Below are 3938 nucleotides of genomic sequence, written 5' to 3' on the forward strand. Positions count from 1 at the left end.
AAAGAACCTTGCAAAGCAAGATTCTTTTAGTGTCTGACTTAAATAATTGTTCTTCTGGGAACTAAATCGAATTAAGCTTCGATTTCTGTAACCATACCTGAACCAACAGTACGTCCACCCTCACGGATAGAGAATGTAGTACCTTGTTCTACGGCGATTGGGTGGATCAACTCAACGTCGATTGTCACGTTATCACCAGGCATTACCATTTCAGTACCTGCTGGAAGTTCGATTGAACCTGTAACGTCAGTAGTACGGAAGTAGAATTGTGGACGGTAGTTGTTGAAGAATGGAGTGTGACGTCCACCTTCTTCTTTAGTAAGGATGTAGACTTCACCTTTGAATTTAGTGTGTGGGTTGATTGAACCTGGTTTAGCGATAACTTGTCCACGTTCGATTTCATCACGTTGAACACCACGAAGAAGGACACCTACGTTATCTCCGGCAAGACCTTCATCAAGTTGTTTACGGAACATTTCAACACCAGTAACGACTGCTTTTTGAGTTTCTTCTTTGATACCAACGATTTCGATTTCGTCGTTGACTTTAACGATACCACGGTCGATACGTCCTGAAGCAACTGTACCACGTCCAGTGATTGAGAATACGTCTTCGACTGGAAGAAGCAATGGTTTGTCAGTGTCACGTTCTGGTTCTGGGATGTACTCATCAACTGTGTTCATCAATTCCATAACGATGTCTTCGTATTTAGTGTCACCTTCAAGGGCTTTAAGAGCTGAACCTTGGATAACTGGAAGATCGTCACCTGGGAAGTCGTATTCTGACAATAGGTCACGGATTTCCATTTCAACCAATTCAAGCAATTCTTCGTCGTCAACCAAGTCAACTTTGTTCATGAAGACGATAAGGTGTTTAACACCAACCTGACGTGAAAGAAGGATGTGCTCACGAGTTTGTGGCATTGGTCCGTCAGTTGAAGCTACTACAAGGATAGCTCCGTCCATTTGAGCGGCACCAGTGATCATGTTTTTAACGTAGTCCGCGTGTCCTGGAGCGTCGATGTGAGCGTAGTGACGTTTTTCAGTTTCGTACTCAACGTGCGCAGTGTTGATTGTGATACCGCGTTCGCGTTCTTCTGGAGCAGCATCGATAGACGCATAGTCTTTAGGTTGGTTAACTGATGAAGGCAAGCGACGTGCCAAAACAGTTGTGATAGCTGCAGTTAGGGTAGTTTTACCGTGGTCAACGTGTCCGATAGTACCAATGTTAACGTGTGGTTTACTACGATCGTATTTTTCTTTTGCCATTTGAGTAAAAGCCTCCAATAAAATATATTTTATAGATAGACAGTAGGCAATACAGTCTAACTTTCCTTACTATTTTATCAAATTTCAGCTAAATTGCAAGTGTTTTACAAAGTTTTTGTGAATTATTCTTAATCTACTAATCTAAACGGTATTTCTACTCCCATCACTTCTTTAATGAAAAAGAAAAATCAGGAATTTCCTGATTTTTACTTAGCTAATTCTCTTTCTCGTTCTTTCATTATTTTATGATTTTCATACAAACGTGATAAAAACTTAGAAATTTCTTTTAAGATAGAATAGGTTGGTACTGCGACAATCATGCCAATGACACCATAGATATTACTTGATAACAAAAGTAATACTAAAATCGTAATTGGATGAACCTTCATCACTCCACCAACGATTCGAGGGTAAAGGATGTTCCCATCTACTTGTTGAATAATCAACATATAAACAACTGCAATCAGCATTCTATGAGGATCAGTAAAGACATTGGCGATAATCATCGGAATCAAACCAATACTTGGTCCAACATAAGGAATGAGATTGGCCAATCCTGAAAAGATGGCAAAGACCAAAGCGTATTTCAAACCAATCACGCTATATCCGATAAAGGCCAAACAACCAATAATAATCGCATCAATAGCAACTCCACTAATATATCGAGCAATTGTAGTATTCAAATTTTTTAAAAGACCTGTAATATGCAACTTATCTCGCTTTAAAACAGTACGCTCAAGCATCGGCAAGAATTTGTGGCCATCTAACAAAAAATAAATTAAAAATACAGGTGTCATGATAATAATCAAAACAGTACTAAAGAGCGCAGATAAGACACTTCCAACACTATTCGTTACACTATTTAGGATATTCTGTAGAATATCTACATAAGAGAGATTTAACTGTTGAATAGTCGCTTGAATATCTAAATTTTGAAAGGCTGGATAAGTGGATAAATCGATAATCAAATCTTGCAGACGACTGTAGATTGTCTGACTTGTAGCAATCAAACTTGTCAGCTGATTAATCAAAATCGGTAAGAGATAGACGACCCCAATAACTAGCCCACAAACCAAGGCGCACAAGGTTAGTAGAATACCAATGATACGGTTAATTTTGAAATACTTTTGTAAAAAATTTACAATAGGATTGGTCAAATAATATAAAAAACCACCTAAAAGAAAGGGAATCATTATAGTGTTTGCGACACTTACAAAAGGCGTTATAATCCCACCCATCTGTCTCCATAAATAAAAGATGATGGTTAATAGTAAAATCTCACTGGTCCAAAAAAATAATTTATTCTTACGAAACATGAAGTACCTCCATTCATCTATTTTACCACACTTTCAAAAAAGCTTCTTTCTTATATCATGAAACTGGGAATATTTTTTTCTTTATGATAGAATAAACTTACTATGAAAAAAATAATTTTAACTCTCCTAAGCCTTTCCGTTATTGGGGCAGCATCTACTGTTGATGCTCAAGATTTTAATATTGCTGCTAAACATGCAATTGCTGTTGAGGCAAATACCGGTAAAATTCTCTATGAGAAAGATGCAACCCAGCCAGTTGAAATTGCTTCGATCACAAAATTGATTACTGTTTATCTTGTCTATGAAGCCTTGGAAAACGGTAGTATTACACTATCAACTCCGGTAGATATCTCTGATTATCCATACAAATTAACGACAAATTCTGAAGCGAGTAACGTTCCTATGGAGGCTCGTAATTATACCGTCGAACAACTACTGGAAGCAACCCTAGTATCCAGTGCTAACAGTGCAGCTATTGCGTTAGCTGAAAAAATTGCTGGCTCAGAAAAAGATTTCGTCGATATGATGAGGGCAAAGCTCTTGGAATGGGGCATTCAGGATGCCACTGTTGTCAATACGACGGGTCTTAACAATGAGACTTTAGGGGATAACATTTACCCAGGATCTAAAAAAGATGATGAAAACAAGCTCAGTGCTTATGATGTCGCTATCGTTGCTCGCAATCTCATCAAAAAATACCCACAAGTCTTGGAAATCACGAAAAAACCTTCTTCTACTTTTGCTGGAATGACAATCACTTCTACCAACTACATGTTAGAAGGTATGCCTGCTTATCGCGGTGGTTTTGATGGCCTTAAGACAGGAACAACAGATAAGGCTGGAGAGTCTTTTGTTGGTACTACAGTCGAAAAAGGGATGAGGGTTATCACAGTTGTTTTGAACGCAGACCATCAAGACAATAATCCTTACGCTCGCTTCACAGCTACATCGTCACTAATGGATTATATCTCTTCTACATTCACGCTTCGTAAAATCGTTCAAAAAGGCGATGCCTACCAAGATAGTAAAGCTCCTGTACAAGATGGAAAAGAAGATGCGGTCACTGCCGTTGCCAAAGATGATATCACTCTTATTGAACGTGTTGGGGGACAATCGTCCCAAACTATTCAATTCACACCTGATTCTAAGGCAATACCAGCACCACTTGAAGCCGGAACTGTGGTTGGACATTTGACTTATGAAGACAAGGACTTGATTGGTCAAGGTTACATCACCACAGAACGTCCTAGTTTTGAAATGGTAGCAGAAAAGAAAGTTGAAAAAGCCTTCTTCTTAAAAGTTTGGTGGAATCAGTTTATCCGCTTCATCAACGAAAAATTATAAAAAATCGCGA

3 protein-coding genes are annotated in these 3938 nt (G+C 38.5%); 1 reads left to right on the forward strand and 2 read right to left on the reverse strand.

Features of this window, described 5'->3' with window-relative positions:
- Positions 1–71: 71 nt before the first annotated feature.
- Both tuf and O3599_RS09770 read right to left on the reverse strand, forming a co-directional pair.
- Positions 72–1268 (reverse strand): elongation factor Tu, encoded by a 1197-nt coding sequence (tuf, locus tag O3599_RS09765; RefSeq protein ID WP_001040726.1) that lies wholly within the window; start codon positions 1266–1268, stop codon positions 72–74.
- A gap of 206 nt (positions 1269–1474) precedes the next feature.
- Complete coding sequence (locus O3599_RS09770) at positions 1475–2584, reverse strand: AI-2E family transporter (protein WP_023947789.1); 1110 nt, start codon at positions 2582–2584, stop codon at positions 1475–1477.
- Between the two features lie 102 nt (positions 2585–2686).
- Between O3599_RS09770 and pbp3 the strand changes: the two genes are divergently transcribed.
- Positions 2687–3928, forward strand: coding sequence for a D-alanyl-D-alanine carboxypeptidase PBP3 (gene pbp3 / locus O3599_RS09775; RefSeq protein WP_023947791.1), 1242 nt, complete (start codon positions 2687–2689; stop codon positions 3926–3928).
- Positions 3929–3938 lie beyond the last annotated feature (10 nt).

The sequence above is a fragment of the Streptococcus sp. 27098_8_103 genome (genome assembly GCF_041432345.1).
Classification (GTDB): Bacteria; Bacillota; Bacilli; order Lactobacillales; family Streptococcaceae; genus Streptococcus; species Streptococcus mitis_BV.